Source organism: Mangrovicoccus sp. HB161399, assembly GCF_013184745.1.
GTDB lineage: Bacteria > Pseudomonadota > Alphaproteobacteria > Rhodobacterales > Rhodobacteraceae > Mangrovicoccus.
In genome coordinates, this window is the sequence record NZ_JAATVU010000001.1 from 127729 (window position 1) to 151704 (window position 23976).

At 69.4% G+C, this 23976-nt stretch carries 25 protein-coding genes and 1 other RNA gene; 4 read left to right on the plus strand and 22 right to left on the minus strand.

Annotation, left to right across the window (positions count from 1 at the left end; translation table 11 throughout):
• Window positions 1-5: 5 nt before the first annotated feature.
• The 14 genes from HCC78_RS00590 to HCC78_RS00655 all read right to left on the minus strand — a co-directional run bounded on the left by HCC78_RS00590 (window position 6) and on the right by HCC78_RS00655 (window position 9614).
• On the minus strand, window positions 6-665 hold the full coding sequence (locus HCC78_RS00590) for a phage tail tape measure protein (RefSeq protein ID WP_172326789.1): 660 nt from the start codon (window positions 663-665) through the stop codon (window positions 6-8).
• Entirely contained in the window at window positions 658-861 is a 204-nt protein-coding gene (locus tag HCC78_RS00595) for a rcc01693 family protein (RefSeq protein WP_172326790.1), read from the minus strand. Before HCC78_RS00595 ends, HCC78_RS00590 begins: the two co-directional genes overlap by 8 nt.
• Window positions 858-1184: a gene transfer agent family protein gene (locus tag HCC78_RS00600; RefSeq protein WP_172326791.1), complete on the minus strand. Its 327-nt coding sequence runs from the start codon at window positions 1182-1184 to the stop codon at window positions 858-860. Before HCC78_RS00600 ends, HCC78_RS00595 begins: the two co-directional genes overlap by 4 nt.
• Window positions 1184-1597 carry a phage major tail protein, TP901-1 family gene (locus HCC78_RS00605; protein ID WP_172326792.1) on the minus strand — a complete coding sequence of 138 codons (414 nt, stop codon included), beginning with the start codon at window positions 1595-1597 and terminating at the stop codon, window positions 1184-1186. The genes HCC78_RS00600 and HCC78_RS00605 overlap by 1 nt, the downstream gene beginning before the upstream one ends.
• A 16-nt stretch (window positions 1598-1613) precedes the next feature.
• Window positions 1614-2024, minus strand: coding sequence for a DUF3168 domain-containing protein (locus HCC78_RS00610; RefSeq protein WP_172326793.1), 411 nt, complete (start codon window positions 2022-2024; stop codon window positions 1614-1616).
• Complete coding sequence (locus HCC78_RS00615; protein WP_172326794.1) at window positions 2021-2359, minus strand: head-tail adaptor protein; 339 nt, start codon at window positions 2357-2359, stop codon at window positions 2021-2023. The genes HCC78_RS00610 and HCC78_RS00615 overlap by 4 nt, the downstream gene beginning before the upstream one ends.
• Window positions 2356-2955 (minus strand): hypothetical protein, encoded by a 600-nt coding sequence (locus HCC78_RS00620; protein WP_172326795.1) that lies wholly within the window; start codon window positions 2953-2955, stop codon window positions 2356-2358. Before HCC78_RS00620 ends, HCC78_RS00615 begins: the two co-directional genes overlap by 4 nt.
• A 144-nt stretch (window positions 2956-3099) precedes the next feature.
• Entirely contained in the window at window positions 3100-4305 is a 1206-nt protein-coding gene (locus HCC78_RS00625; protein WP_172326796.1) for a phage major capsid protein, read from the minus strand.
• A gap of 30 nt (window positions 4306-4335) precedes the next feature.
• Window positions 4336-4908 carry an HK97 family phage prohead protease gene (locus HCC78_RS00630; protein WP_172326797.1) on the minus strand — a complete coding sequence of 191 codons (573 nt, stop codon included), beginning with the start codon at window positions 4906-4908 and terminating at the stop codon, window positions 4336-4338.
• A 1-nt stretch (window position 4909) separates the two neighbouring features.
• Entirely contained in the window at window positions 4910-5170 is a 261-nt protein-coding gene (locus tag HCC78_RS00635; protein ID WP_371743749.1) for a hypothetical protein, read from the minus strand.
• On the minus strand, window positions 5163-6350 hold the full coding sequence (locus HCC78_RS00640; RefSeq protein ID WP_172326798.1) for a phage portal protein: 1188 nt from the start codon (window positions 6348-6350) through the stop codon (window positions 5163-5165). Before HCC78_RS00640 ends, HCC78_RS00635 begins: the two co-directional genes overlap by 8 nt.
• Before the next feature lie 114 nt (window positions 6351-6464).
• A complete protein-coding gene (locus HCC78_RS00645) occupies window positions 6465-7820 on the minus strand; it encodes a DNA-packaging protein (RefSeq protein WP_172326934.1) in 1356 nt (451 codons plus the stop codon).
• Window positions 7756-8085, minus strand: a complete 330-nt coding sequence (locus HCC78_RS00650) for a permease (RefSeq protein WP_172326799.1) — start codon at window positions 8083-8085, stop codon at window positions 7756-7758. Before HCC78_RS00650 ends, HCC78_RS00645 begins: the two co-directional genes overlap by 65 nt.
• A gap of 896 nt (window positions 8086-8981) precedes the next feature.
• Entirely contained in the window at window positions 8982-9614 is a 633-nt protein-coding gene (locus HCC78_RS00655; protein ID WP_172326800.1) for a DUF1523 family protein, read from the minus strand.
• 268 nt (window positions 9615-9882) lie between these two features.
• On the opposite strand from HCC78_RS00655, the gene HCC78_RS00660 reads away from it, so the two are divergent.
• Window positions 9883-10881, plus strand: coding sequence for a P1 family peptidase (locus tag HCC78_RS00660; RefSeq protein ID WP_172326935.1), 999 nt, complete (start codon window positions 9883-9885; stop codon window positions 10879-10881).
• Between the two features lie 3 nt (window positions 10882-10884).
• On the opposite strand, the gene HCC78_RS00665 is transcribed toward HCC78_RS00660, so the two are convergent.
• The 4 genes from HCC78_RS00665 to HCC78_RS00680 all read right to left on the minus strand — a co-directional run bounded on the left by HCC78_RS00665 (window position 10885) and on the right by HCC78_RS00680 (window position 17595).
• Window positions 10885-11796 (minus strand): LysR family transcriptional regulator, encoded by a 912-nt coding sequence (locus HCC78_RS00665; RefSeq protein WP_172326801.1) that lies wholly within the window; start codon window positions 11794-11796, stop codon window positions 10885-10887.
• 154 nt (window positions 11797-11950) lie between these two features.
• Window positions 11951-14125 (minus strand): esterase-like activity of phytase family protein, encoded by a 2175-nt coding sequence (locus HCC78_RS00670; RefSeq protein WP_172326802.1) that lies wholly within the window; start codon window positions 14123-14125, stop codon window positions 11951-11953.
• Window positions 14126-14999: 874 nt separating this feature from the next.
• Window positions 15000-16181 carry a DUF1501 domain-containing protein gene (locus tag HCC78_RS00675; RefSeq protein WP_172326803.1) on the minus strand — a complete coding sequence of 394 codons (1182 nt, stop codon included), beginning with the start codon at window positions 16179-16181 and terminating at the stop codon, window positions 15000-15002.
• A 16-nt stretch (window positions 16182-16197) separates the two neighbouring features.
• Window positions 16198-17595, minus strand: coding sequence for a DUF1800 family protein (locus tag HCC78_RS00680; protein ID WP_371743750.1), 1398 nt, complete (start codon window positions 17593-17595; stop codon window positions 16198-16200).
• A 383-nt stretch (window positions 17596-17978) separates the two neighbouring features.
• Between HCC78_RS00680 and ffs the strand changes: the two genes are divergently transcribed.
• Window positions 17979-18075, plus strand: an RNA gene (ffs, locus tag HCC78_RS00685) — signal recognition particle sRNA small type.
• Between the two features lie 11 nt (window positions 18076-18086).
• Here ffs and HCC78_RS00690 read toward each other — a convergent pair.
• Window positions 18087-18479 carry a hypothetical protein gene (locus HCC78_RS00690; RefSeq protein WP_172326804.1) on the minus strand — a complete coding sequence of 131 codons (393 nt, stop codon included), beginning with the start codon at window positions 18477-18479 and terminating at the stop codon, window positions 18087-18089.
• Between the two features lie 186 nt (window positions 18480-18665).
• Between HCC78_RS00690 and HCC78_RS00695 the strand changes: the two genes are divergently transcribed.
• Both HCC78_RS00695 and HCC78_RS00700 read left to right on the plus strand, forming a co-directional pair.
• The gene (locus HCC78_RS00695; protein ID WP_172326805.1) at window positions 18666-20414 is read left to right on the plus strand and encodes a DNA polymerase III subunit gamma/tau; all 1749 of its coding nucleotides are present in this window, start codon (window positions 18666-18668) and stop codon (window positions 20412-20414) included.
• Window positions 20415-20492: 78 nt separating this feature from the next.
• On the plus strand, window positions 20493-20840 hold the full coding sequence (locus HCC78_RS00700; RefSeq protein WP_172326806.1) for a YbaB/EbfC family nucleoid-associated protein: 348 nt from the start codon (window positions 20493-20495) through the stop codon (window positions 20838-20840).
• Between the two features lie 849 nt (window positions 20841-21689).
• On the opposite strand, the gene HCC78_RS00705 is transcribed toward HCC78_RS00700, so the two are convergent.
• From HCC78_RS00705 to hflK, 3 genes are read right to left on the minus strand one after another with little or no spacing between them, the layout of a single operon-like run.
• On the minus strand, window positions 21690-21881 hold the full coding sequence (locus HCC78_RS00705) for a DUF2065 domain-containing protein (RefSeq protein ID WP_172326807.1): 192 nt from the start codon (window positions 21879-21881) through the stop codon (window positions 21690-21692).
• Window positions 21881-22756, minus strand: a complete 876-nt coding sequence (gene hflC, locus HCC78_RS00710; protein WP_172326808.1) for a protease modulator HflC — start codon at window positions 22754-22756, stop codon at window positions 21881-21883. The genes HCC78_RS00705 and hflC overlap by 1 nt, the downstream gene beginning before the upstream one ends.
• A 14-nt stretch (window positions 22757-22770) precedes the next feature.
• The gene (gene hflK, locus HCC78_RS00715; protein WP_172326809.1) at window positions 22771-23925 is read right to left on the minus strand and encodes an FtsH protease activity modulator HflK; all 1155 of its coding nucleotides are present in this window, start codon (window positions 23923-23925) and stop codon (window positions 22771-22773) included.
• Window positions 23926-23976: the final 51 nt, after the last annotated feature.

Genomic DNA, 23976 nt, shown 5'->3' on the forward strand with positions numbered 1-23976 from the left:
TCAGTTCAGCGGTTGCGCTGCCCGCGCGACAGGGCCCGGCCCATCTGCGCGGCGATCTGGCCCTGGCTGCGGCGGAAGCTGTCGGCATCGGGCGTGCTGATGTTCATCACCACGCTGACCCCGGACCCTCCCTGGGCGCGCACGCCGAGCGAGCCGTCGGGACCGCGGCTGAGCGGCATGATCGCCTCCGGCCCTGCCTCGCCCATCAGCCCGGTCGCCCCGCGCATCGGGAAGGCGGTCGGGCTGGAGACGACGCCGCCCTTGGCGAAGGGCATCACCCGCCCCTGGGCAAAGCTGCCGCCCTTCTCGAAGGGCATGATCCCCGACATCGCCGCCGAGACGCCGCTGCCCAGCAGGCCGCCGACATGCTTCATCACCGGGTTCACCGCCGAGGCATAGGCGGCATTGACCATCGACTCGCCGATCTTGGAAAACGCATCCTGCAGCCGCATGCCGTCGAAGATCACGCCGTCGAAGGCCGAACGCAGGCCCCGGCTGATCCCCGAGGACAGGGTCGAGACCTGCTTCGAGGTGTCCAGGATGGTGGCGCGCATCTGCTCCAGCTCGCCTGCGAAGGCAGAGGCCACCACCTGCGTTCCGGCCAGGCTCTCCTCCAGCGCATCCACCTGGTCGGCGAAATCGTCGAGCCCCGTCACGTCACTCATCGCGTCCATCCTCCGTCACATCGGGAAAGCGCCTGGCCAGCTCTTCCAGCCCGGCCCGGCCCAGGGGGCCCGCCCGCGCGTCGCGGCCGAGCATGATCACCAGTTCCGCGGGCGTCAGGGCCCAGAATTCGCGGGGCGTCAGCCGCAGCTCGTGCAGCCCCGCGCGCATCAGCCCCGGCCAGTCCAGCCCGCTCACGCCGCGGCGCCGCCCGGCACGGCAAAGGCCCGCGCCAGCAGCAGGGCCGCCGCCCGGGCCGCCTCCACCGGTCCGCCCTCGATTTCGACGCTCAGCAGATCCTCCGCCTCGCCGCGCCAGCCGCCGCCGCGCAGCCCCGCCACGATGAGCGCCAGCACGTCGCGGCTGGAATAGGCGGAACGCTCGAACCGCTCGACCATGCCCACCAGGCTGTCCGAGCCCAGCGAGCTCTCCAGTTCCGCCAGTGCGCCCAGCGTCAGCTTCAGCACATGCGGGCTGCCGTCGAGCACCAGCCGCACCTCTCCGGCATAGGGGTTGGCCATCAGAGCGCCGTGAAGACCAGCGCGCCGGCCGAGGCCATGGACAGCTCGTAGGTCGCCTCGCCGTCATGCGTTCCGGCATACTCGATCGAACTGATCTGGAACGGTCCCTCGACCGTGCCGAAATCCGGGATGATCACCTGGAAGGCCGGGATCAGCCCGGAGAAGAAGATCGCGCGCGCCCGCTCGTCGGTGCTCTGGTCCTTGAACACGCCGGAACCGGAGATGCTCGCCGACTTCATGCCCGCCCCCGCCAGCAGTTCGCGCCAGCCGCCCGCGCTTTCCAGCGAGGTCACGTCGACCTGCTCGGCATTGAAGCTGATCCGCGTCGCGCGCAGCCCGGCCATGGTCGCGAAGCTGCCCGCCCCGTCCATGTCCACCTTGATCAGCAGGTCTTTTCCAGTCTGAGCCGCCATGGCTTCTCTCCATCTGTTAGCTGTCTTCGACGATTGCGCGGAACCACATGTCGATCCGCCGTCCCCGGTTGCCGTCGATGCGCCGCGCCCGGGCCCTTCGGAAATCCAGCGCCAGGAGGCGCCCCCGCTCCAGCACCAGGCCAGCGCCGTCAAGCCGGTCCGACACCGCGCCCGCCGCTGCCTTGAGCTGGCCGAATCCTGCGACCGTGCCGATCACGCTGACCGCCAGCCGGTGGGTGGTCACGCTGCCGGAGCTGTCCGTACGCGCCGCGGCATCTTCCGCCCCGAGCGACACGTAGAGATCCGGCACGGTGCCCTCGGGCGGCGCGTCGAAAACATGCGCCCCCACCAGCCCGGCCAGCGTCTCGTCGCCGCTCAGCGCCTCATAGACCGCCCCCTGGAGGGCCTTCGAAACGCCGTAGCTCATGCTGCCGTCTCCTCGACCGCGTCGCAGCGCAGGTAGCGTCCCGCGGCATCGGCCTCGGTGACTGCCACGACGCGCCAGATGCGGGGTCCTTCGCGGAAGCGCTGGCCGGGCTCCGGGCGCGAAACCGCCCCGACCGGGGCGCCGCGGACGATGATCTCGGCCGGAACGCCGCTCACCGCGACATCGCCGCGGCTCTGGTGGCGGCCGCGGGACGGGCGGATGCTGGCCCAGTGCGATCCGAGGACCGCCCAGGCCCGGCCATGCCCGCCCAGCCCGTCGGGCACGCGCTCCGGCGCCTCCAGGACGAGGTGGCGGGTGAGGTCCGAGGGGGTCATGCCGCGCTCCCTCCGAGGATGCGCACCGTGCGGTAGCGCTCGATCAGCTGGGTCACACCGGCGGGAAAGGCGCCGTCCTTCATGTCGCCGCCATGGCGCATCTCGTAGTAATGCGCGGCCAGGATCATCACCGCCTGCGCCAGATCGCCGGGCATCGACGCCCAGTCGGCCGCATAGCCCGCGGTGAAGCCGATCTCGGCAAAGCCGTAGGTCGGGATCGAGGGCAGACGGCCATAGACCGAACGCAGCACCGGCCGCTGCGTCGAAGGCTCCAGCACCACCGTCTCCAGATCGACATCGACTGCGTCGCCGGTCCGCGTCACCAGCTTCATCCAGGAAATCGCGCCGACCGGCGCCACCGGGAAGGCCTGGGCCTCGGGCTGGCGCCAGGCATCGGCCTGCCAGATGAAGGTCCTCTCGATCAGCACCTTGCCGGTCCGGGACTCGATCGAGGCGATGGCAGCCCGCAGCGCGGCTTCGAGGACCGCGTCCTGCAGCGATTCCTCGCCGAAGCCGGTGCCCATCCGCAGGTGCTCCTTCAGGCCCGCGAGGGGCAGCTCCGCGGCAGACAGTCCGGATTGCTCTTTCAGTCTCATGCTCGATCTCCAGTGGCGACATGCAGGTTGCGGAGCGTCCCGCGCTTCCCCCCGCCCGCGCGGTTGGAATGGCTAGAGGACAGGGAAGCCCGCCGGGGCGCTCCTGGGGCCCGGCCCTGCCAGGCCGGACCCGTTCCGTCAGGATCAGGCGCTGAAGCGCAGGAGCTTGATCGCGGCAAAGTCCGACACGTCGCCGCCGACACGCTTGGTCGCGTAGAACAGGACATGCGGCTTGGCGGAGAAGGGATCGCGCAGGATCCGCAGGTCGGGACGCTCGGCAATGGTGTAGCCGGCCGCGAAGTCGCCGAAGGCGATGGCATCGGCATTGTTTGCGATGTCCGGCATGTCCTCGGCAATCAGCACCGGATATCCCATCAGCCGCGCAGGCTCGCCTGCTGCGAGACCGTCGGACCACAGGAAGCGGCCATCAGCATCCTTCATCTTGCGCACGGCACCGGCGGTCTTGGAATTCATCACGAAGGTCGCGTTGGCACGGTATTCGGCGCCCAGGCTGTAGACCAGCTCGATGATCGCATCCGCCGGGGAAGCGCTGTCGAAGTCGCCGTCCACGCCGGTAACCACCAGACCCAGGCGGCCCCAGCTCCAGTTGCTTTCGACGGCCTTGGCCTGCGCCAGAATGCCCTTGGGCTTGTCGACGCCGTCGCCCGAGATGAAGGCCGCCGCCTCGGCACGGGCGAAACGGTCGGCGATGCGCCCGGCCAGCCAGGCCTCGATGTCGAAGGCACTGTCGTCGAGAAGGCGCTGCGACGCCTTCGGCAGGGCGGAAAGCTCGTGCAGCGGGATCGAGATGCGCTCGATCTGCGGCGCCGAGGTCTCCGTCAGGCTGGCTGCCTCGGTCGTCCAGGAATAATCGGCGTTGTTCTGGTCGATCAGGACGTCATAGGAGCTCGCCTCGACATTCACGACAGTGGCGATCGCCCGGATCGAGGCGGCGGAGGCCATGGTGGACCGGATCATGTCCGAGGTCTTCGGATCGACCAGGTAGCCGCCGTCGGAATTCACCGCCAGCGACTTCGACTCCATCTCGAGGCCGCGCAGCGCGGACTCGTCGCCGGAGCGCACATAGGCATCGAATGCCTTCTGATGGGGCGCCTCGGCCTCGACGGCTGCGCTCAGGGCGGGGCGGCGGGCAAAGGCGGTCTTGCGGTCCAGCATGGTCACTCTCTCGTCAGTTGCTTGAAGTTGCTGTTTCATTTCGGCCTGAAACACCGTCAGGTCCTGCATCAGTCCGGCCAGCGCGGTCTTCACCTCGGCAGCCGCAGACAGGGGTGCGGCCTGGGCCCCGGGCATGTCTGCCCCGGCCCGAGCCTTCGTCTCGGGATTGGTCATCGTCGTTCCTCTGATGGTGAAAACGCTGGCTCAGCCTTGCCCGGCCAGCACCTCGCGGGCGTGCCGGAACACTCCCGCCAGTTCCCGCAGCGTCTCTTCTGCGGAATCCCCGGATTTCGCGGCCATGGGCTGCGACAGCCGCGCGTCGGGCAGCATCGGGAAGGTCACCAGAGACACTTCCCAAAGCTCGACCTCGTTGAGCACCCGGCGCCCTTCGGCATCCTTCGAGGCGCGGATCGTGCGGTAGCCGATCGACAGGCCGTCGATCGCGCCCGCCTCGATCAGCCGCGCCGCCTCGCGGCCCTTCTCGACCTCGGTCAGCAGCCGCCCCTTGACGTGGAGCCCCTTGGCGTCCTCGCGCACCTCGGTCCAGATGCCGATCGGCTGGGCCGGGTCGTGCTGCCACAGCAGCTTCACCCGCCGGCCGGTCTCCGCCAGCCGCTTCAGGCTTGCCTCGTAGGCACCTTTCGCCACCACGTCGCCGCCCTGGTCTGTGGCGCCGAAGAGGCTGGCATAGCCCTCGATCTCGTGGCCGTCGGTCACCACGACCCCTTCGTCGAAGCGGCAGAACTTCTGCTCGAGTCCGTTGCCTGTCAGATACATCCTAGGGCCCTCCTGTCGGGGTCATCATCAGCAAAGTCTTCACCGCCTGGGCGAGGATCACGGCCACCACGCCATAGACCGTCAGCCACAGCCGCCGCTCCATCCGCTCCATCAGCGCCTCGATCCGTTCCAGCCGCACGTCGACCGCCGCGAATTTCATGTCGAGGATCTTGTCATGGGCCTCCTGGAACTCCTTGGGGCCGTACTGGAACGGTTCGAACAGAAACCGGGACCCCGTGGGAACCCGTTTCAGTTCAGTCACCTGGCGCCTCCTCCGCAGCGAGCGGCGGCAGGCCCAGCATCTGGCGCTTCTCCGCCGCGCTCAGGAAATCCGCCCCGGCGATCCGGCGCCACTGCGCCTCGCGCTCGGCGGCCAGCGCCGGAACCTGGTCCAGGTCGGGCCTGATCTCGACGGAATGGCCGGTGAAGCCGGTCAGCCAGTGGCTCAGGCTCGCCACCACCCGGCTCGCCAGCGGCAGCACGGTCAGGCGGTAGAAGGCGCGGTTGGCCTCCTGGTAGTTCGCGTAGGTCGCGTCGCCCGGAATGCCCAGCAGCATCGGCGGCACCCCGAAGGCCAGCGCGATCTCGCGCGCCGCAGCCTCCTTGGTCTTCTGGAACTCCATGTCCGAGGGCGAGAACCCCATCGGCTTCCAGTCCAGGCCGCCTTCCAGCAGCATCGGCCGCCCGGCATTGCGCGCGCCCTGGTAATTCGCCTCCATCTCGTCGACCAGCCGCTGGTACTGGTCGTCCGACATGCTCCCCATGCCGTCCGAGGACTGGTAGACCAGCGCACCCGAAGGCCGCGCCGCGTTGTCGAGCAGCGATTTCGACCATTTCGAGGCCGCGTTGTGGACGTCGATCGCCACTGCGGCCGCCTGCATCGGCGCCAGGCCGTAATGGTCGTCCTGCGGGTGGAAGCTGCGGATATGGCAGACCGGCTGCGCGCCACCCGTCATGTCGAAACGCAGCTTGCGGCCGTTGACGTCGTACTGGTAGGCGACCGGCCAGCCATCGGCACCGGGGATCACCGACATCCGGTCCGAACGCAGCACATGCAGCTCGACCGGCAGCCCGTCCTCGCCGCCCACCGCCTCGACATAGCCATTGCCGGAGAGCAGCAGCTGGCCGTAGAGCGCTTCCAGGAACTCCGCCCGGCCCTGCCCGGCATTCGGGCGGCCGATCAGCCCGCCGACAGGGTGGATGTCGTAGCGCTGGCAGCTGTCCTGCACCACCAGCGGCAGGGCGGCCGCCGCCTCGGCGATCAGCTTCACCGAACGGAAGCCGACCGGGTTGCCGGTGAAGCCGTTGCGGGTCAGCGAACCGACATCGCGCGGAGACCAGGCGACCCTGCCGGCCCCGGACCAGGCGATCAGCGGCCCGGTGGCCGATGCCTTCTGCTCCGGGGCCGCCGCGCCCTCGCGCCTCAGGAAATCGAATATCATCGGCCACAACTCCTTCGTTCCGCTTCGCCAGCAGCTCTCCGCCGACATGGGGGAGAATGTTCGAATTCAGTTAAAATCCGCGCCATCCACCGCGCGGAGGGGGTTACCGGACCGTTAAAGCCCGCGGAGACGCGGACGGGTCCAGCGCTGCGCCGGCTCGATCATCAGGTCGGTCATCGCCCAGACCAGCGCATCGACGCGGTCGGGGCTGCCCTTGCCCTGGTAGCCCTGCGCCGTCATCTGGCACATCTGGTCCTCGAGGCTCGCCAGCCCGCGCACATGGCGCACCCGCCCCTGCTCGTAGAGCGCCGCGACAGGCTCCGCCCGCGCCACCTTGCCCTTGGTCGCCCGCACCGCACGGAACGCCACCAGAGGATCGATCTGCCGGATCACGCTTTCCACGAGGTCGCCGCCCTGGTTGACCTCCGCCACCATCCGGTCGGCGCCGTGCCGCGCCATCGCCTCCAGGGCCGCCTGCGCCCAGACCTGCGGACTCGCCCCCCTGACGGAGGCATCCTCCAGCACGCAGGCCTGCCAGTCCTGCGGCTGTCCCTGCGTCCGAGCGCCGACCACGACGATGCCGCATTCGTCCGACCCGTCATGGCCCGTCACCGGCGGATCGACCGCCACGACCACCCGGTCCATCTGCGGCGGCCGGTCGAGGCCCAGCGCCTCCAGCATGCCCATGGTCCACATCGCGCCTTCGGCATCCTCCAGCAGGATGCCGTCCAGCTCCTGCCGTCCCAGGCGCGAGCCGTCGTAGCGCGCCCGCACCTCCTCGAGGAAACTCGCCGCCAGATAGGCCTTGTTCGCCTCCGTCGGCGCATGGGTCACCACCGTGCTCGGCGTGTCGAGGATGCGCTTCAGCACGCCCACGTTCCGCGGCGTCGTCGTCACCACCTGCCGCGGCGTCTGGCCCAGCCTGAGCGAGAACTGCAGCATGTCCCAGGCGTCCTCCGCCCGCTTCCACTTCGCCAGCTCGTCCACCCAGGCGGCATCGAACTGAGGCCCGCGCAGCGCCTCCGGCTCATGGGCGGAGAACGCCTCGGCGATCGCGCCGTTCGGCCATTCCAGCCGCTTCTTGGACGCCACCCATTGCGGCCGCCGGTCCGGCGGCGAACAGGCCAGGATGCCGCTGTCGCCCTCGATCATCACCGCGCGCACCTGGTCGAAGGTCTCGCCGACCAGCGCCACGCGCCGCGAGCGCCCGGCATCCAAGGGCAACGAGCCCTCCACCTCGGAGCGCACCCATTCCGACCCAGCGCGCGTCTTTCCTGCGCCGCGCCCGCCCATGATCACCCAGGTCTTCCAGTCGCCCTGCGGCGGCAGCTGGTGCGGCAGCGCCCAGAACTCGAAACAGAAAGGGAGCGCAAGAAGCGCTCCCTCCGACAATCCGTTCAGGAACTCATCCCTGACCGTCTGCTCTGCGCAGGCAAGCCAGGCGGCGCCCGATCTCAGATCGGGCGGCATCGAAGTCGATGGCGAAGTCATGCGCGATCCCGGCACGTTGCTTATTTCGTTCATCGAGCTTCATCCTCGCTTTCAGGGCCGTGTCCGAGGCGGCATCGAGCGCGGCGACGATTTTCTTCGCCTCCGCGGCATCGCTGCAATCCCCGTCCTCGAGTTTCCGGATCATCTCGTTCAGAGCCCGCGAAGCGCGCTCGAACTTGTCAAAGGCATCCGCGACGATCGCCGCGGCGCCGCCGTTTTCCTGCTCAGCACAGATCAACGTCATTGGGTACCAACCTACTCTCTCATGCGTGGAACACCGCACGAGCAGAGACGAAAAAAGGCACCGTCCAGGTCGCCCCGGGGTGCCTTGCCCATCTCTTCTAGCTTGCCTGAAGTGATACTCCGGAACGGGCGGCCTGTCAAGCGCGGCGAGCCGCCAGACGAAGCACAACCCGTTCTGATCATTAGGAAATTTGTGAACCAACCGTTAACGCGGACGGGCTTCCGCAACGCTTTCCGCGGCTTGCCGCAGCTGCGAGACCTTAACCGCCCTCACCGGCGCCTCCGCGCGGGCCGCGGACCGCAGGTGCGGAATTCCCGGCCCTCTCCTGCCGCAGCCGTCCGTCCAATCGGTGCCATCCGGCCGGGCGACTCGCACCTGGTTAACGGAACCTTGCCGGAAAACCGCTGCAAAGGGCCCCTCGCCGGTTGCCCGGGCCGCCTGTCCGCGCCCGAGCCGGGAGAGAATGCCGGGGCAGGCCCGCAAGCCGCCCCGTCAACCAGTCCGATCCGGCCTTCCGCACCCATGAAAGTCTCACACCCAGCCGCTGACGCCGGGCGGCTGGCCGACCACCGAAGGCCTGGCTGGAAGGATCGCCGCCTGTTGCAAGCCGGATCTGCAACACCATCCGGAAGGCTGCCGGGAAACGGCCCCGGCACCTGGCTGGCGCCCGTCGCAGCAGCCGAACCCCGGAAAGCCGCCCTTGGCGACTTCGGCTGGACGGGCTGGCTGCGCCTCGCGGCGACATCGGCCCTGCCCATGCCGCCATCGTCCTGTGCGGCGGCATCGCGGCCGCCGCCGGGCGCCGGAGGACAGGCAGCGCTTGACCCGCCCAGCGCCGGCTGCAGGCACGAAAAAGGGGGCCGCGGCCCCCTTCCCGTCCTATGCCGCGATCCGCCTCAGCGGCGGAACCAGCCCTTGTTTTTGACCGGCGCCCGCTCGGCGGCCTTCTCGTCCTCGTCGCCGTCGAAGACATCCGCCACCCGGTCGATCATCGGGTCGACGCGCTTGTCCCAGAAGCGGTGGATCGCCCGGTAGGCCAGCGCGCAGGCCACGATCAGCGCCAGGATGACGATGATGTTGAAGACCGGCCAGGGCTTCGCGTCGGGGCCGTCGATGGAATAGACCTTCAGCGCGTTGGGATAGATCGAGAACATCTCGCTGCGCCAGCCATAGCTCTTGACCACCGCCCAGTTCGGGTTGTCCGCCGAGGAGATCAGGTCCGAGGCCTCGGCCTGGACGTTGGCGCTGTCGAACTTGAAATAGGGCGGCCAGCCCCAGCCGGTATCCTCGTTGCGGAACACCTTCGGCTTGCCGCCCTCGCGGATCGTCTGGATGATGTAGATGTCCCGCGTCCCGTCGGACCCCTGCTTTTCGGAATTGGCGAAGAACCAGCTGCCCGAGGTATCCATCCGCTGGGTCTCGGTATTGACCACCCGCACGACATATTGCCGGGGCAGCGTGTAGCTGAGGAAGCCTGCCACGATCACGACGACCGCTGCGAACAGGATCAGGCTCAGTTTACGCATCATCGATAAAGTTCTCCGTCTCCGCCGCGCTGCCGGGCCGGATGTCCCGGTTTCCCGGCCGGACCGGGCGGAGCGGTCCGGGCGGGCATGTCTTCAGTGTCCGGGGGCGAACGCGCCTGCCACGGCCGGGGTTCCCGCCGGGCACCGGCCCTTCGGGACCGTCCGGCGTCTTGCGCGGGGCGGGGTCCGGCATGTCAAAGGCCTTTCGGCAGAGGGCGTCCTGGGTCTTATATAGGGAAAGCGCCGGGCAGCTGAAAGGGCGAAGACCATGATGACTCCGGGGGAGCGCAACCTGATCACCGATGTCGGCGGGCTGCGCGTGGGCAATGCCGCGGATGCGGCGGCGAAGACCGGCGTGACCGTGCTGACCGCCGACCGCCCCTTCACCGCCGCGGTCCACGTGATGGGCGGCGCGCCCGGCACGCGCGAAACTGACGCGCTGGCGGCGGACAAGCTGGTGCAGGGGGTCGACGCGCTGGTGCTCTCCGGCGGCTCGGCCTTCGGGCTCGACGCCGCCTCCGGCGTGATGCAGGGGCTGCGCGCCATGGGGCGCGGCTACCAGGTCGGCAGCCAGAGGGTGCCGATCGTGCCGGCCGCGATCCTCTTCGACCTGCTCAACGGCGGCGACAAGGGCTGGGCCGACAGCCCCTATCCCGCGCTCGGCCACCGCGCGCTGATGACCGCCGGGCCGGTCTTCGATCTCGGCTCGGCCGGGGCCGGCACCGGCGCCTCGGCAGGGCCGCTCAAGGGAGGGCTCGGCTCCGCCTCGCTGCGCCTGCCCTGCGGACTGACCGTCGGCGCGCTTGTGGCGGTCAACGCGCTCGGCGCGGTGACGGTCGGAGACGGGCCGGAATTCTGGGCCGCGCCCTGGGAGGCCGGGGCGGAATTCGGCGGGCGCGGCATGGCGCAGGCCGCGCCGCCGCTGTTGGAGGCGCAGCTGCCGCGCGCGCTCGGCGAATCCACCACCATCGCCATCGTCGCCACCAATGCCCAGCTGACCAAGGCCCAGGCCCATCGCATGGCAGTGGCAGCCCATGACGGCATGGCCCGGGCCATCCTGCCCTCGCATACCCCGCTGGACGGCGACCTCGTCTTCGCCGCCGCGACCGGCACGCAGCCGCTGACCGAGCCGCTGGCGCAGGAAATGCAGCTCGGCCATGCCGCCGCGACCTGCCTCGCCCGCGCCATCGCCCGCGGCGTCTACGAGGCCAGCGAAGCGCCCGGCGACGTGGTGCCGACCTGGAAGGCGCGCTTCGCGGCGGAGGGCTGAGGCTCAGACCGGCGACTGGCCCGCCGCGCGGATCACCGTCTCGCGCAACCACAGGTGGCGCCGGGACTGGCTCTGGCGGCTGTGCCAGACCATGTCGTACTGCACCCGCGGCAGTTCCATCGGCGGCGGGCAATGCGCCAGCCCGGAAAGGGCGGTCGCACCGAAGCGCGCCTGCATCGTGGTGATCATCGAGGTGCCGCGCACCAGGGCCCCCAGCAGGCCGATCTCTGCCACTTCCAGGTGGATCTGCCGCTTCAGCCCCATTTCGGCCAGGCGCCGGTCGACCAGCGAGGGCCGCCCGCCGCCGAAATTCAGCACCGCGTGCTGTGCCATGGCGAAGTCTTCGAGGCTGGCGACCGGCCCGCGCTGCTGCGGATCGTGGAACACCGCCAGCTGGTCGCACAGCAGGGGCACGCTCTCGAATTCCTGGGCATAGGGCCCCATCCGCACGCCGATCGCCAGATCGACCGAAGGATCGTCGAGCAGCGACCGGGCGATGCCCGCGCGGCCCAGCGGCAGGAAGCGCACCGGCAGGTCCGGCGCCTCGCGGCGCAGCGCGCCGAGAATGGCGGCGGCCTCGACATGCAGTTCGTGCGCGTTGCAGGCGATGGTAACGGCGCGGGTCTCGCGCGAGGGCATGAAATCCTGCGGCTCGCTGAGCGCCTCCAGCGCCGACAGCGCCTGGCGGATCCGCGGCGCCAGATAGTCCGCCTGGGCGGTCGGCACTATGTTGCGCCCGTCCTTGACGAAGAGCGGATCGTCCAGGCCGCGCCGCAGCCGTTCCAGCCCGTGGCTGACCGTCGACTGCGTGAGGCCCAGCCGCTCGGCCGCCCGGCTGACAGAATTGCTTTCGTAGACCTCCAGAAAGAGGCGCAGGAGACGTCCGTCTATGGAATGGACCGGCAGCTGTGACACGGCAAAACCTTTTTCGCCGCACATGATAGCCAACTTGCTTCGAAGGCAAGTATTGAACGCCTTACACAGACAGACGCTGCGGGAAGTGCGGCAAAAATGAGGAAAAGCAGCCCGCGGAGCAGGCTGCTGTCCAGATCTTCGGACGGACGGGCGCTCAGTCGAGCTTGCCCACGGAGAAGAACATCGTCTCTCCGGAATGGTCGTCGACGCCGTCATTGTCGGTGGAGACCCAGGCCGTGCCGTCCGCGGCGATGGCCAGGCCCTCGACCTTGTCGAGCACGAAGCCCCCCGTGGCCGTCAGGTCGGGGATGAGGTCGCGGACCTCTTCCTTCGGCACGATCGGCATGTCGCCCCCGGTCAGAGAGGCGGGCACCATGGCCGAGGCCGGGATGCGGTAGATCTTCTTGGTCACCGCGTTCTCGCCGATCTGGTTGTCGCGCTCGACGACATAGACGTAATCGCCATGCAGGGTGATCTCGCTCAGCCCGACCCAGCCGGTCTCCGGCTGCGCCTTGCCGTAGCGCACCGCGCCCCATTCGCCGGTCGCGGGGGTGTAGGCGACGAGCTTCACGGTGTTCTCCGGATCGTCCTTCCACTCGCGCTGCGTGGCCATCCACAGCGTGCCGCCGATCTTGGCGATGCCCTCGAAGCCGAAGCGGGTCTGGTTCGCCGCCAGCGCCTCTGGGATCAGCACCTCCTCGATGATTGCGCCGTCCATGCCGACCTTGTAGATCGCATGCGGGATGCCCTTGTCGGCATTGCCCTCGTTGGCCACCCAGAACGCATCGCCGTCGAGCGTGATGCCCTCCATGTCCATGTGCGCGGCCGGGGCGCCGTCTCGGGTGACGCGGATCGCCTTGACGATCTTCGCCGGGCTCGAGGAGACGTCGATCTGGAAGATCGTCGGCTGCTTGCCGTAGAAGCTGTCGGTCACCGCGTAGAGCGTGCCGTCCTCTGCCGCCACCTGTCCCGAGATCGCGCCCCAGCCGACCAGCACGCCGTTCCCGTCGCGCAGCCCGTCCGCGGTCAGCATCGGATAGGCGGCCGGCGCCTCCTGGTACTGGTAGATCATCGCATGGGCGCGCACGCCGCCATCCTCGATCAGGTCGGTCTCGTTGGCCGAGGCGATCAGCCCGCGGCTCTCGATCACGGCGAAGCTCTCCGGGCCGATGCCCGAGGGCAGCAGCTGCTTCAGCACCGGGTTGGCCGGGTCGGTGACGTCATAGACGCCGAAGGCGCCGCCGCGCTCGGAACCGACGAAGGCCATCGGCACGCCGCCGAAAGTGCCATGCGCCAGGGATTCCGGCTCCACGCCCTTCGCGTCCGACCGCTTGTCCGGATAGTGGCCGATGGAGACCAGCGCATGCTCGAAGGAGGAATTCGACTCGTAGACGACGGAGCCGTCCTTGTTCCAGATGGTCCAGCCGCGGCTGCCGCCATCCATGTCGCCTTCGTTTGCCGTGGCGAAATGGTCGTCATCAAGCCATTTCACGGTGTCGGGCTCGCGCAGGCGGCCCGGCTGCTCGCTGACCGGCAGGATCGAGGCGCGGTCGTCGTCCAGATCCACCTCGGCCAGGTCGACGGCCCCGGCGGAGAAGCTGGCGATCACCTCGCCCTCCTTCGAGACGACGACGATATGGTTGTTCTCCTGCATCGTCATCACGGTCTCTCCGAGGCCGTTGATGTCGACATATTCCGGCTCGGGGTCTTCCGGCGCGACCTCGGCCAGGCCGGTGACGTCCACGGTCTTCAGGCTGGCGCAGTCGGCGCCCGCATCGGTGACGTCCAGCATCGACAGCCAGCCCGCGGGCATCTGGCCGACGCGGCCGTCGCCCAGGTCTTCGTCGCGCTCGTTCTCGATGGCGATGGCGATGAAGCTGCCGTCCTTCGCCGCGGCGATGCTGTCGGGCTGGCCGCCCAGGTCGCATTCGGCCGTCACGGCCTTCGAGGCGAGGTCGATGGTGACCAGCTTGCCCGACGGATCGGCATAGGACCCGGAGGTGTTGACGGCGGCATAGGCGCGGGTGCCGATCACGGCGACCGAGGTCGGTTCGCCCTGCATGTCGACATTGCCCAGCGGCTTCGGCGCGGCCGGATCGGTGATGTCGATCAGGCCGATCACGCCCAGCGGGCTGTCGGAATAGACCAGCGTCATGCCGTCGGGCGTAGCGACCATGATTTCCGGCGAGGTCTCGCGGGCGGTGTCCTCGCCCTCGGCCATGTTGTGCCAGGTGGCGAAACTGGCGATGCGGTTGAAATTCATCTCGGCCATCGCCGACCCGGCGGCCAGCGCGAGCACGGAGGTCAGGCACATAAGGCGTGCGGTCATGGGAATCCCCTGGTTCCGGTGCAAATCGCGCCACAGGTCCCTGCGCACCGCAACGCGCGCATGACGGTTCCGTGTCAGTTTCGTGAAACCTCGCGGGCGCGCGGCACGGATCCTGCACGGGCTGCCGCACTGGTTGCGGGCGCAGCGCGATGGCGGCGGTGCCTCCGGCCGGAGCTTGCGCCGGACCCCCATTTCGGCAGATGCCGGCCGGCCGCCGCAGGCCAATCGCCGGTCCCGCAGCTCGTGCGGCCCGCCGCAGCCCTGCCAAGCGGATCCCGCGGGCGCCCCTGTCCAGGCATGCTGCCCGGCGCCCAAGCTGGCCCCGCCCAGCACACCGGCGGGAAAGCCCCGGCGGAGCCACATCGGCGCGCCGATGGCGCCCATTGGATGGCCGCTCCAGAGCGGAATCGCCTTGCCGGGAAAAGTGCGGGTGTCACGGACAGGAGGTTGTCCGGCCGTCAGGCGCGACGTGCCGCTGTTCCGGCGCTTCGACACGTCGGCGCCATTGCAGCATGCCAGCGGGCTTCGGCGAGCGGGCTCGCCGCCTTGCCCGAAGCGGGGCGAGCGCTTGCCGGCCGAACCCGGGCAACGCCGGCAGCGGACAGTTCTTCCGGCCGGAATCCGCCCCGGGGCGGCCGCGGGGCCCGCAGCGCCGATGCAGAAGGTCAGCGGCGCATCCCGACCTTGCCGGAACCGGCCGAACGGTTCGCCCGACCTGCCCCAGCCTGGCGCCGAAAAGCGCCCGCACCGCTCCGGATCATGGCCCGTCGAGCGCCCGGGCCGACCCGGACAGCTTCCCGGACGGACCTGCGAGCGTCTGGAAGGCCGCCAGCAGCGCGCTGCGCGGGACCAGGATGCCGCCCGCGGCCGCCTGTCAGAGGACGATCTGCGGCGCGCCGCCCATGTCGAGCCCCGGGAAGACCGTCCTTTCCAGATCGCCCGCGCCGGTGCCGTAAAGCGTGCGGATCGCCCCGGCCGCCAGCGCCCGGACGTCGCCGGTCGGCATCAGGTCGCGGCGGTCGTAGAGCGAGGCCTCGTCGAGACCCGGCCAGCCGCCGAAGACCTTGCCGCCGCGCACCGCCCCCCCGGCCATCAGCATCGCGCCGCCGGTGCCGTGATCGGTTCCCTTGGTGCCGTTCTCCCGCGCAGTGCGGCCGAACTCGGTCATGGCCACGATCGCCGTGCGGTCCCAGACCGGGCCAAGGCCCGCCTGGAGGTGCAGGATCGTCTCGCGCAGCTGCTTCAGCGGCCGCTTCAGCGCCGCCTCCTGCCCGCCATGGGTGTCCCAGCCGGTGATCGAAAAGGCCGCCAGCCGGGTCTCGCCCAGAAGCTGCTGCGACAGGTATTCCGCCACCTGGACATGCTGCGGCTGCGAGCGGTCGGCGCTTTCGGCATCCTCCGCGGCCAGCTCGAACATCCGCGCCGCCTGGTCGCGGAACAGCGGATCGTCATGGAAGACCAGCTCCGCCAGCCGCTTGCCCTGCGGGCTGAGCGTGTCCGCCCGCTGGGGGTACCAGTTGCTGGCCGGGGCCGGGCCGCGCAGGATCAGGTCCGACTCGCGCCCCACGGCAAAGGCCGTGCGCGCCGTCGCGCCGGGGATCAGGCCCGCCAGCCGGTTCAGCCAGCCCGAGTCGCGGCTATGCGCGCCCTCCATCGCCGGCAGCCCGGCCTCGAGGATGTCCTGCCCCTCGAAATGGCTGCGCTTGTCGCGGTAGGGCGTCGACACCGCATGGGCGAAGCCCAGCTGCCCGGCCTGCCAGAGCGGCATCAGCTCGGCCAGTTCCGGATGGAGCGCGAAGAAGCCGTCGAGCGGCAGCGCCTCCGGCCCCGCGGCCAGCCCCGGCCGCAGCGCCGCATAGTCCGGATCGCCCACCGGGCGCAGCACGTCGAGCCCGTCCATCGCGCCCCTGAGGACGATCACCACCAGCCGGTGGTCGGAGGGGGCGGAGGCCAGGGTGACCGGCGTCACCAGCGGGCTGGCCGCCAGGCAGCAGCCGGTGAAGCCGCGGAGCAGCGTGCGGCGCGTCAGCCGGGCGGATCGGGAAAAGTCCTGCATCGTCGCGACTCCTGTCCTAGCGTCTCTGGAATTCCGGCGAGATCAGCACCAGGCCGATCCCCTCGCCGCGCGTCTCGGCAGCCCCGGCGGCAAAGCGCAGCCGCTCCCCCGCCAGCGGCCCCAGTGCCGCCTCGGCCAGCTGCAGCGGCTCCGCCATCGCGGGCACGCCCGGCATGGAGGAGGCCCGCATCGCCCATTTCAGCCGCTGCGCCAGCGCATTGGCGGTGATCCAGGCCGCCCCTTCCTCGGGCCAGCCGTTCGGCCCGTCGGGCTCGCCCCAGCGCTGTCCCATGAAAATCAGCGGATTGACCAGATCCCGGTAGGTCTGGCGCGGCGTCTCCCGCGCGGTGGCGACGAGGGCATGCGGATCGGCGCCCAGGCCGCGCAGCGCGCTGGTGACGTAATCCACCGGCCGCTTGATCTTCTGCAGCTCGGGCGCCCAGGCGGCGGGATGCGACAGCATCGCGTCATAGACCTGCATCAGGTCGCCCCCGCTCTCGCGGTAGCGCGCGGCCATCGAGGCCACCAGGTCCTCGTCCGGCGTGTCGGAAACGAAATGCACCGCCAGCTTGCGGCTGAGATGCGCAGCCGTGTCGGGATGCACCGCCAGGTAGTCGAGCGCGTTCAGGATGTCCTGCAGCTGGTCGCGCCGCGGGCTGGAGGAGAATCCCAGCACATGTTCGGCCCCGGGCTCGGCGCGGCCCGGCTGGAAAACCATTTCCATCTCGTTCGTCACGTTGAGCCCCGCCAGCAGCTCGGCCATCTGGCGGACATCCTCCTGGCCGTAGCCCGCATCGACCCCGACGGTATGCAGCTCCAGCAGCTCCCGGCCGAGATTCTCGTTCAGACCCAGCCGCCGGTTCGGCCGGTTTTCCGCCAGCTTCGAGCCGGGTCCGACCGAGGTGTTCTGGTTGAGATACTGCAGCATGACCGGATGCAGTTCGGCCGCCTTCAGCATGTCGGCGAACTTGCCCGCCACGTTCGGCCGGATCGCGGCGTCGACATAGGTGTCCACCCGGTTCCGCAGGAAGGCCCCCCGCCCCGCGGCCGTGAAATGGTCCGCCCAGAACAGGGTCAGCCGGTCGCGGAACCCGTCATCCGCGGCGACCCCGCGCGACACGGTCGATGCCAGCCCCTCCAGCCAGTGGCGGCGCTCCGACTTGCGGATTTCCTTGAGCATGTCGAGGACCTCCTGCGGATCGGCGTCACCCTGGTTCCTGGCCTTGACCAGCGCGCGATAGGGTTCGACCCAGGGCAGCACGTCGTCCATCGGCGAGACCGGGAAGGCCGCGGCGCCGCTGTCGGGGCCTGACAGCGCGTCCAGCATGGCTTGTGCCGAGGCGGGATCGGGATGGACCGGACTGCGCCCGGTGCCGAAGCGGATGGCGGCGAGATGGGGCTGGAACAAGGACACGTCCCTCTGCTGGACCTGGATACCCGGGCATTTCCGGCAGATTACACGAAAACCGCGCCGGCCGTCATGACTTCGCGGTGAACCCGGCGGGTTGCCGCCTGCCCCGTCCCTACCGCAGGAAGCGCGGGCCGCGCACTCGCCCCGGGATTGCAGGCCGGCCGCCCCCGATGGCCTGCGGCCTGCCCGGTTCCGCGGCACCCGGCATGTGCGAGTCGGCCGATTGCACGGCGCCCCGCCGAATGCGCATTTGCGCACCAAAATTCGTGAAATTATTCATTCTGTGCGTCATAGATCACATCAACCCGGCATCTCCGGAAAATCCGGCCGGACAAACGGGCCGGGAGGGGTTGAACCCCCGGCCCGCAGCACGTAGATGAGCCGTCGAGAGGTTGGCGCGGGCAGGCACCTCGCCAACCCGGTCAGGTCCGGAAGGAAGCAGCCGTAACGAGCCCCGCTTGGGTCGTTGTCCAGCCTCTCACTCCACTCCCCCGTCATGCCGACTTGAGGAACTCCTCGGCGACCTCGTCGATCGTGGTTGTCCCGGCCATTGCCTTGATGAGCAATTCGAGAACGAGGCCGATCATCTTGAGCTTGAGCGAATACGGCAGGATCGGAACGCTCAGCAAGTCCGCCAGGATAGGGGCGAGGTTTTCCTTCAGGATGTCCGCCGCCATGTCCTCGAGCTGGAAGGCGGGATCGTTCAGCGCGTCGAGATACTCGTTCTGAACCTTCGAGGTGATGATGATGTCGATGGCGATCACGAATTTGACCCAGGCCTTGCGTTCGCTCTTGCCCCTGACGAGCGGCAGGTCGAACTTCCGGTCGAGGGCTTCCGCAAGTTTCTTCTGCTGGGAGTCGCTGAGAAATGTCTGTTTTTCGGACATGTCAAAATTCCATCTGTCAAAATGCAGTTTTCAATGGTTCGCGCATGAAAAGAAGCGCGCCCTGACGCTAGGGCATCGGCGCGGGAATGTCACCCCCATGCGGCGCAGCCACCTCGCACATAGCCCGCTCTGGACCCGGTCCAGCACAGCGCATAGGGTGCGGCGACGGCAAGGACAGGACAGGGCATGAGCGACACCGATCAGGGCTACCGCGTGCTGGCGCGCAAGTACCGCCCCGAAACCTTCGACGACCTGATGGGCCAGGAGGCCATGGTCCGGACGCTGAAGAACGCCTTCGAGGCAGGCCGGATCGCGCAGGCCTTCATCATGACCGGCATCCGCGGCACCGGAAAGACCACCACCGCGCGGATCATCGCCAAGGGCATGAACTGCATCGGCCCCGACGGCCAGGGCGGCCCCACGACGAAGCCCTGCGGCCAGTGCGAGCATTGCCGCGCGATTTCGGAAGGCCGCCATGTCGACGTGCTGGAGATGGACGCCGCCTCCAATACCGGCGTCGACGACATCCGCTCGATGGTGCTCGACACCGTTGCCTATGCGCCGAGCCAGGCGCGCTACAAGATCTTCATCATCGACGAGGTCCACATGCTGTCGAAGAGCGCGTTCAACGCGCTGCTGAAGACGCTGGAGGAACCGCCGCGCCACGTGAAGTTCATCTTCGCCACCACCGAGATCAACAAGGTCCCGGTGACCGTGCTCAGCCGCTGCCAGCGTTTCGACCTGCGCCGGATCGAGCCCGAGGTGATGATGGCGATGCTCTCGAAGATCGCCGCCTCGGAAGGCGCGGAAATCGGCGGAGATGCGCTGGCGCTGATCACGCGGGCCGCCGAAGGCTCGGCGCGCGACGCGACCTCGCTGCTCGACCAGGCGATCAGCCACGGCGCTGGCGAGACCACCGCCGAGCAGGTCCGGGCGATGCTGGGCCTCGCCGACCGCGGGCGGGTGATGGACCTCTTCGACATGATCATGGGCGGGCGCGCGGCCGAGGCGCTGGCCGAACTGGCGCAGCAATATGCCGAGGGCGCCGACCCGATGGCGGTGATGCGCGACCTCGCCGAGATCACCCACTGGCTGTCGGTGGTCAAGATCACCCCCGAGGCGGCCGATGACCCCACGCTGCCGCCGGACGAGCGCAGCCGCGGCGCCGAGATGGCCGGGCGGCTGCCGATGCGGGCGCTGACCCGGATGTGGCAGATGCTGCTCAAGGCGCTCGAGGAAGTCGGCGCAGCGCCGAACGCGATGATGGCCGCCGAGATGGCGGTGATCCGGCTGACCCATGTCGCCGACCTGCCGCCGCCCGACGAGCTGATCCGCAAGCTGCAGTCGACGCCCGCCCCCGCGGGCCCGGCCCCGAACGGCGCGGGCCATGGCGGCGGCCAGGCCTCCGCCCCCGTCGCCCGCGCCGCGGCGCCGGTGCGGATGGCAGGCGGCACCGCCGCGCAGCCGGTGGCGCAGGCCGCCCCCGCGCTCTCGGCCTTCCCCAGCTTCGAGGCGGTGCTGGAGCTGATCCGCGACAGGCGCGACATGCATCTGCTGGTCGAGGCCGAAACCGGCATCCGCCTGGTCTCCTACAGCCCGGGCCGGATCGAGTTCACCCCGGCGCCGGGCGCGGCGCGCGACCTGGCGGCCAAGCTCGGCACCCGGCTGCAGCAATGGACCGGCGCCCGCTGGGCGGTAACCGTGTCGAATGCCGGCGGGCAGCCGACCGTGGCCGAGACCCGCGATGCCGAGAAGTCCGAAGCGCTCGACCGGGCGCGCAGCCATCCCGGCATCGCCGCCGTCCTGGCGGTGCTGCCGCAGGCGCGGCTGGTCGAGGTGCGCCCGGTGCCCGCGCCCGAGGAGGAGGCTGCGGCCGAGGCCCTGCCGGAAATCGAGGAAATCGACGAGGACTGGGATCCCTTCGAGTCGGAATGAGCCGCGCCTGCGGCTTGTGCACGGACCCGTGAGTCCCTAGATCCGCCGGGAACACGCGAACCACACGGGAGAACCGCGATGCTGAAAGGTCTGGGCGCCCTGGGCGACATGGGCAAGATGATGAAGGCCGCGCAGGAGATGCAGTCCAAGATGGCTGCGCTGCAGGACGAGCTGGACACGATCATCGTCGAGGGCGAATCCGGCGCCGGGCTGGTGCGCGCCACCGCCACGGCCAAGGGCGAGCTGAAGAGCCTCGAGATCGATCCCAAGGTCTTCTCCCCCGAGGACAAGGAAATGGCCGAGGATCTGATCCTGGCCGCGATCAAGGACACCCAGGCCCGCGCCTCGAAGCGCGCCCAGACGGAAATGGGCAAGCTGGCCGAGAGCATGGGTCTGCCGGCCGACATGAAGCTGCCGGGCATGTGAGCCTGCCGCCCGTTCCGCGGCGCGCCGGCCGGACCGCGGAACGGGCGGCCGCCAGGTACAGCGGCAGCCGGGTCCGGCACTCGTACCACGCGGTCGGTGCCCTGTTCTGTCCGCCGGGTCGGAATCCCTGAATATCCCCTGCCCCTCGAAACCGCCCCTGCCGGGGCTCTGGCCGGACCTTGACCGGCCGGGCCTCCGGGCGCGGCGGCAGCCGGGTCCGGCCCTGCGGCCGCGTGCCGCCTCCGGCGAAGGTCGCAGTTTGCAGCCGAGGTCAGTGGGCCGCGCGCCCGGCCTGACTTGACCCAGGGCCGCGCGGCGCGCTCCGCGCAAGATGGCCCCATCTGGAGACGAGCGGACGGGCCAAGCTCCACAGCCCTTCTCTTCCCCGCCATCGCCGCCGCCACAGCGGCGGAGCCGTTCGGGCTGGTCAAGATTGTTGTCGGCCCGAGTTCTTCGAGAGGGCCTGCCTGCGCCGCCATTCAGGCGGGGCCAACCGGGCCAGCCACGGCCCGCTGCTCAACTCCCGATCAAAGGGCCCGGAGCATCAAGGACTGGAACCATTCCGGGGCGGTGCCGCCTCCGGCTTCGTCTGGATGCCTTCGACACTGTCCTCCGGATGGCCAGCATTGACGGCTCCGTGCCGGGCCCAGATGCGCCATGCCTGCATCGTGCACCGCAATGTCCAGGAGTTCATGCCCGCCGGCCGCGAAGCCCTGACGGAGGGGCGCCCGCGGCTCCCCCTCACCCCGGCCCTCTCCCCGAGGGGGAGAGGGAGCGGCCAGGAACGGAAAGCGGGCGCCCCTTCCGGAGCGCCCGCAAATGTTCCGTCCGGTCCGGCCGCCGCGGCGGTCAGGACCCGCCGCGCGCGAGCCACAGCAGCAGCACGCCGAGCGCCACCGCGCCGAGCCCGATCCCGCGCCGCGCATCCATCGAGAAGCGCGACAGCGCCTCGATCAGATCCTCCAGCCGCGACGGCAGGAGCGCGAAGACCAGCCCCTCGAAGACCAGCACGAAGCCGATCGCGGTCAGGACCACAGACATCAGCGGCCCTGCGGGCTGCCGAGATAGTTGAAGAACTCGCTGTCCGGCGTGATCACCATCGAGGAGTTGCCCGATTTCAGCGCCCGCTCATAGGCGGTCAGCGAGCGGTAGAATTCGAAGAAGCCCTCGTCCTGGCCATAGGCTTCGGCGAAGATCTTGTTGCGCTCGGCATCGGCCTCGCCTCGGGTGATCTCCGCCTCGCGCTGCGCCTCGGAGGTGATCTCCACCACCGTGCGGTCGGCCTGCGCGCGGACCCGCTGGGCGGCTTCCTCGCCGCGGGCGATCTCGTCGGCCGCCTCGCGTTCGCGCTCGGCGCGCATCCGCGCGAACGTCGCCTCGAGGTTCTGCTCGGGCAGGTTGGTCTGCTTCAGCCGCACGTCCAGCACCTCGAGCCCGAGCGACTGCGCGCGGGTGCGCGAGGCGTCGGTGATCTGCTGCATCAGCCCCGCCCGGTCCTCGGAGAGGATGGTGTTCGAGGTCACCCCGTCCTGGCCGAGGACGGCGCGGATCTGCGGGTTGATGATGCCTTCGAGGCGGCTCTCGGCGGTGGCCAGGCTGCCGGTGCCGATCGCTTCGCGGAACTGGCGCGGATCGGAGATCCGGTAGCGCGCGAAGGCGTCGACCACCAGGCGGCGGTCATCCGAGGGGGTCACCTCGATCGTGGCGGTGTCGAGCGACAGGATGCGGTCGTCATAGCGCACGAGATCGTTGATGAAGGGCCATTTGAAGGCCAGGCCCGGCTCTTCCTTGACCGACTGGATCTGGCCGAAGCGCAGGACCAGCACCTTCTGCCTTTCGTCGACGATGAAGATCGAGGAAGACAGCAGGACGACGGCAATGACGGCGCCGATGATGATGTAGTGGATCTTGGTCATGGCTTGCGTCTTCCTCACTCGGCCGGCGCCGTGCGGCGCAGCTCGTTCAGCGGCAGGTAGGGCACGACGCCGCTGCCGCCCTCGCCGGCCACGGAGGGATCGAGGATCACCTTGTCGACGTCGCCCAGCACCTTCTCCATCGTCTCGAGATAGAGGCGCTTGCGCGTCACTTCGGGCGCCTGGCGGTACTCGCCCAGGACCGCTGTGAAGCGGCTGGCCTCGCCCTCGGCCTCGTTGACCACGCGGGCCCGGTAGCCCTCGGCCTCTTCCAGCGCCTGGGCGGCCTCGCCGCGCGCGCCCGCGAGGACGCGGTTGGAATAGGCATCGGCCTGGCGCTGCAGCCGGTCGCGCTCCTGCTCGGCCGCCTGGACCTCGCGGAAGCTGTCGATCACCTCCTGCGGCGGGTCGGCCTTGTCGAGGTTGACCCGGACGATGTTGATGCCCGCGCCGTAGCTGTCGAGCGTCGCCTGGATCAGCTCGTGCGCCTGGTCCTGGATCAGCCCGCGGTCGCGGTTCAGGATCGGCGCCAGCTCGGACTGGGCGATGATCTCGCGCATCGCCGATTCCGACACGGCGCGCACGGTCATCTGCGGGTCGCGCAGGTTGAACAGGAAGGCCGCCGCATCGGTGACGTTCCAGACCACCTGGTAGTCGATGTCCACGACCGCCTCGTCGGTGGTCAGCATCAGCCCGGCATCCTCGGCGCCGTTGGCGCGGCTGCGGCCGACGCCGAGTTCCTCGACGCGTTCGACGGAAACCGGGATGACCTCATGCGTGACGAAGGGCCAGGGCGCGAAGTTCAGGCCCTCGGTGCCGGTCTGGCTGTACTTGCCGAGGAAGAGCTCCACCGAGTTCTCTTCCGGACGCACGGTATAGAGCGAATTGTAGAGCCAGAAGCCCACCACCGCGACGCCGATCAGGCCCCAGGTGCCGCGGTTCATCTTGAACCCGCCGCCGCCGAAGCCGCCGCCGTTGCCGCCGTTGCCCTTGCCGCCGCGGCCGCCGAGAATGACGCGCAGCTGCTCCTGGCCCTTCTTCATGATCTCGTCGATCTCCGGGATCTGGGACCCCTCGCCGCCCGGCTTCCTGCCGCCTCCGCCGCGGTTGTCGTTCCCCCCGCCCGAGCCGCGGTTGCCGCCGCCGCCCCAGGGTCCTCCGGAATTTGCCATATGCGTTATTTCCCCGTGTGGTATCACGTTTCTGAGAAGATGCGGATCATC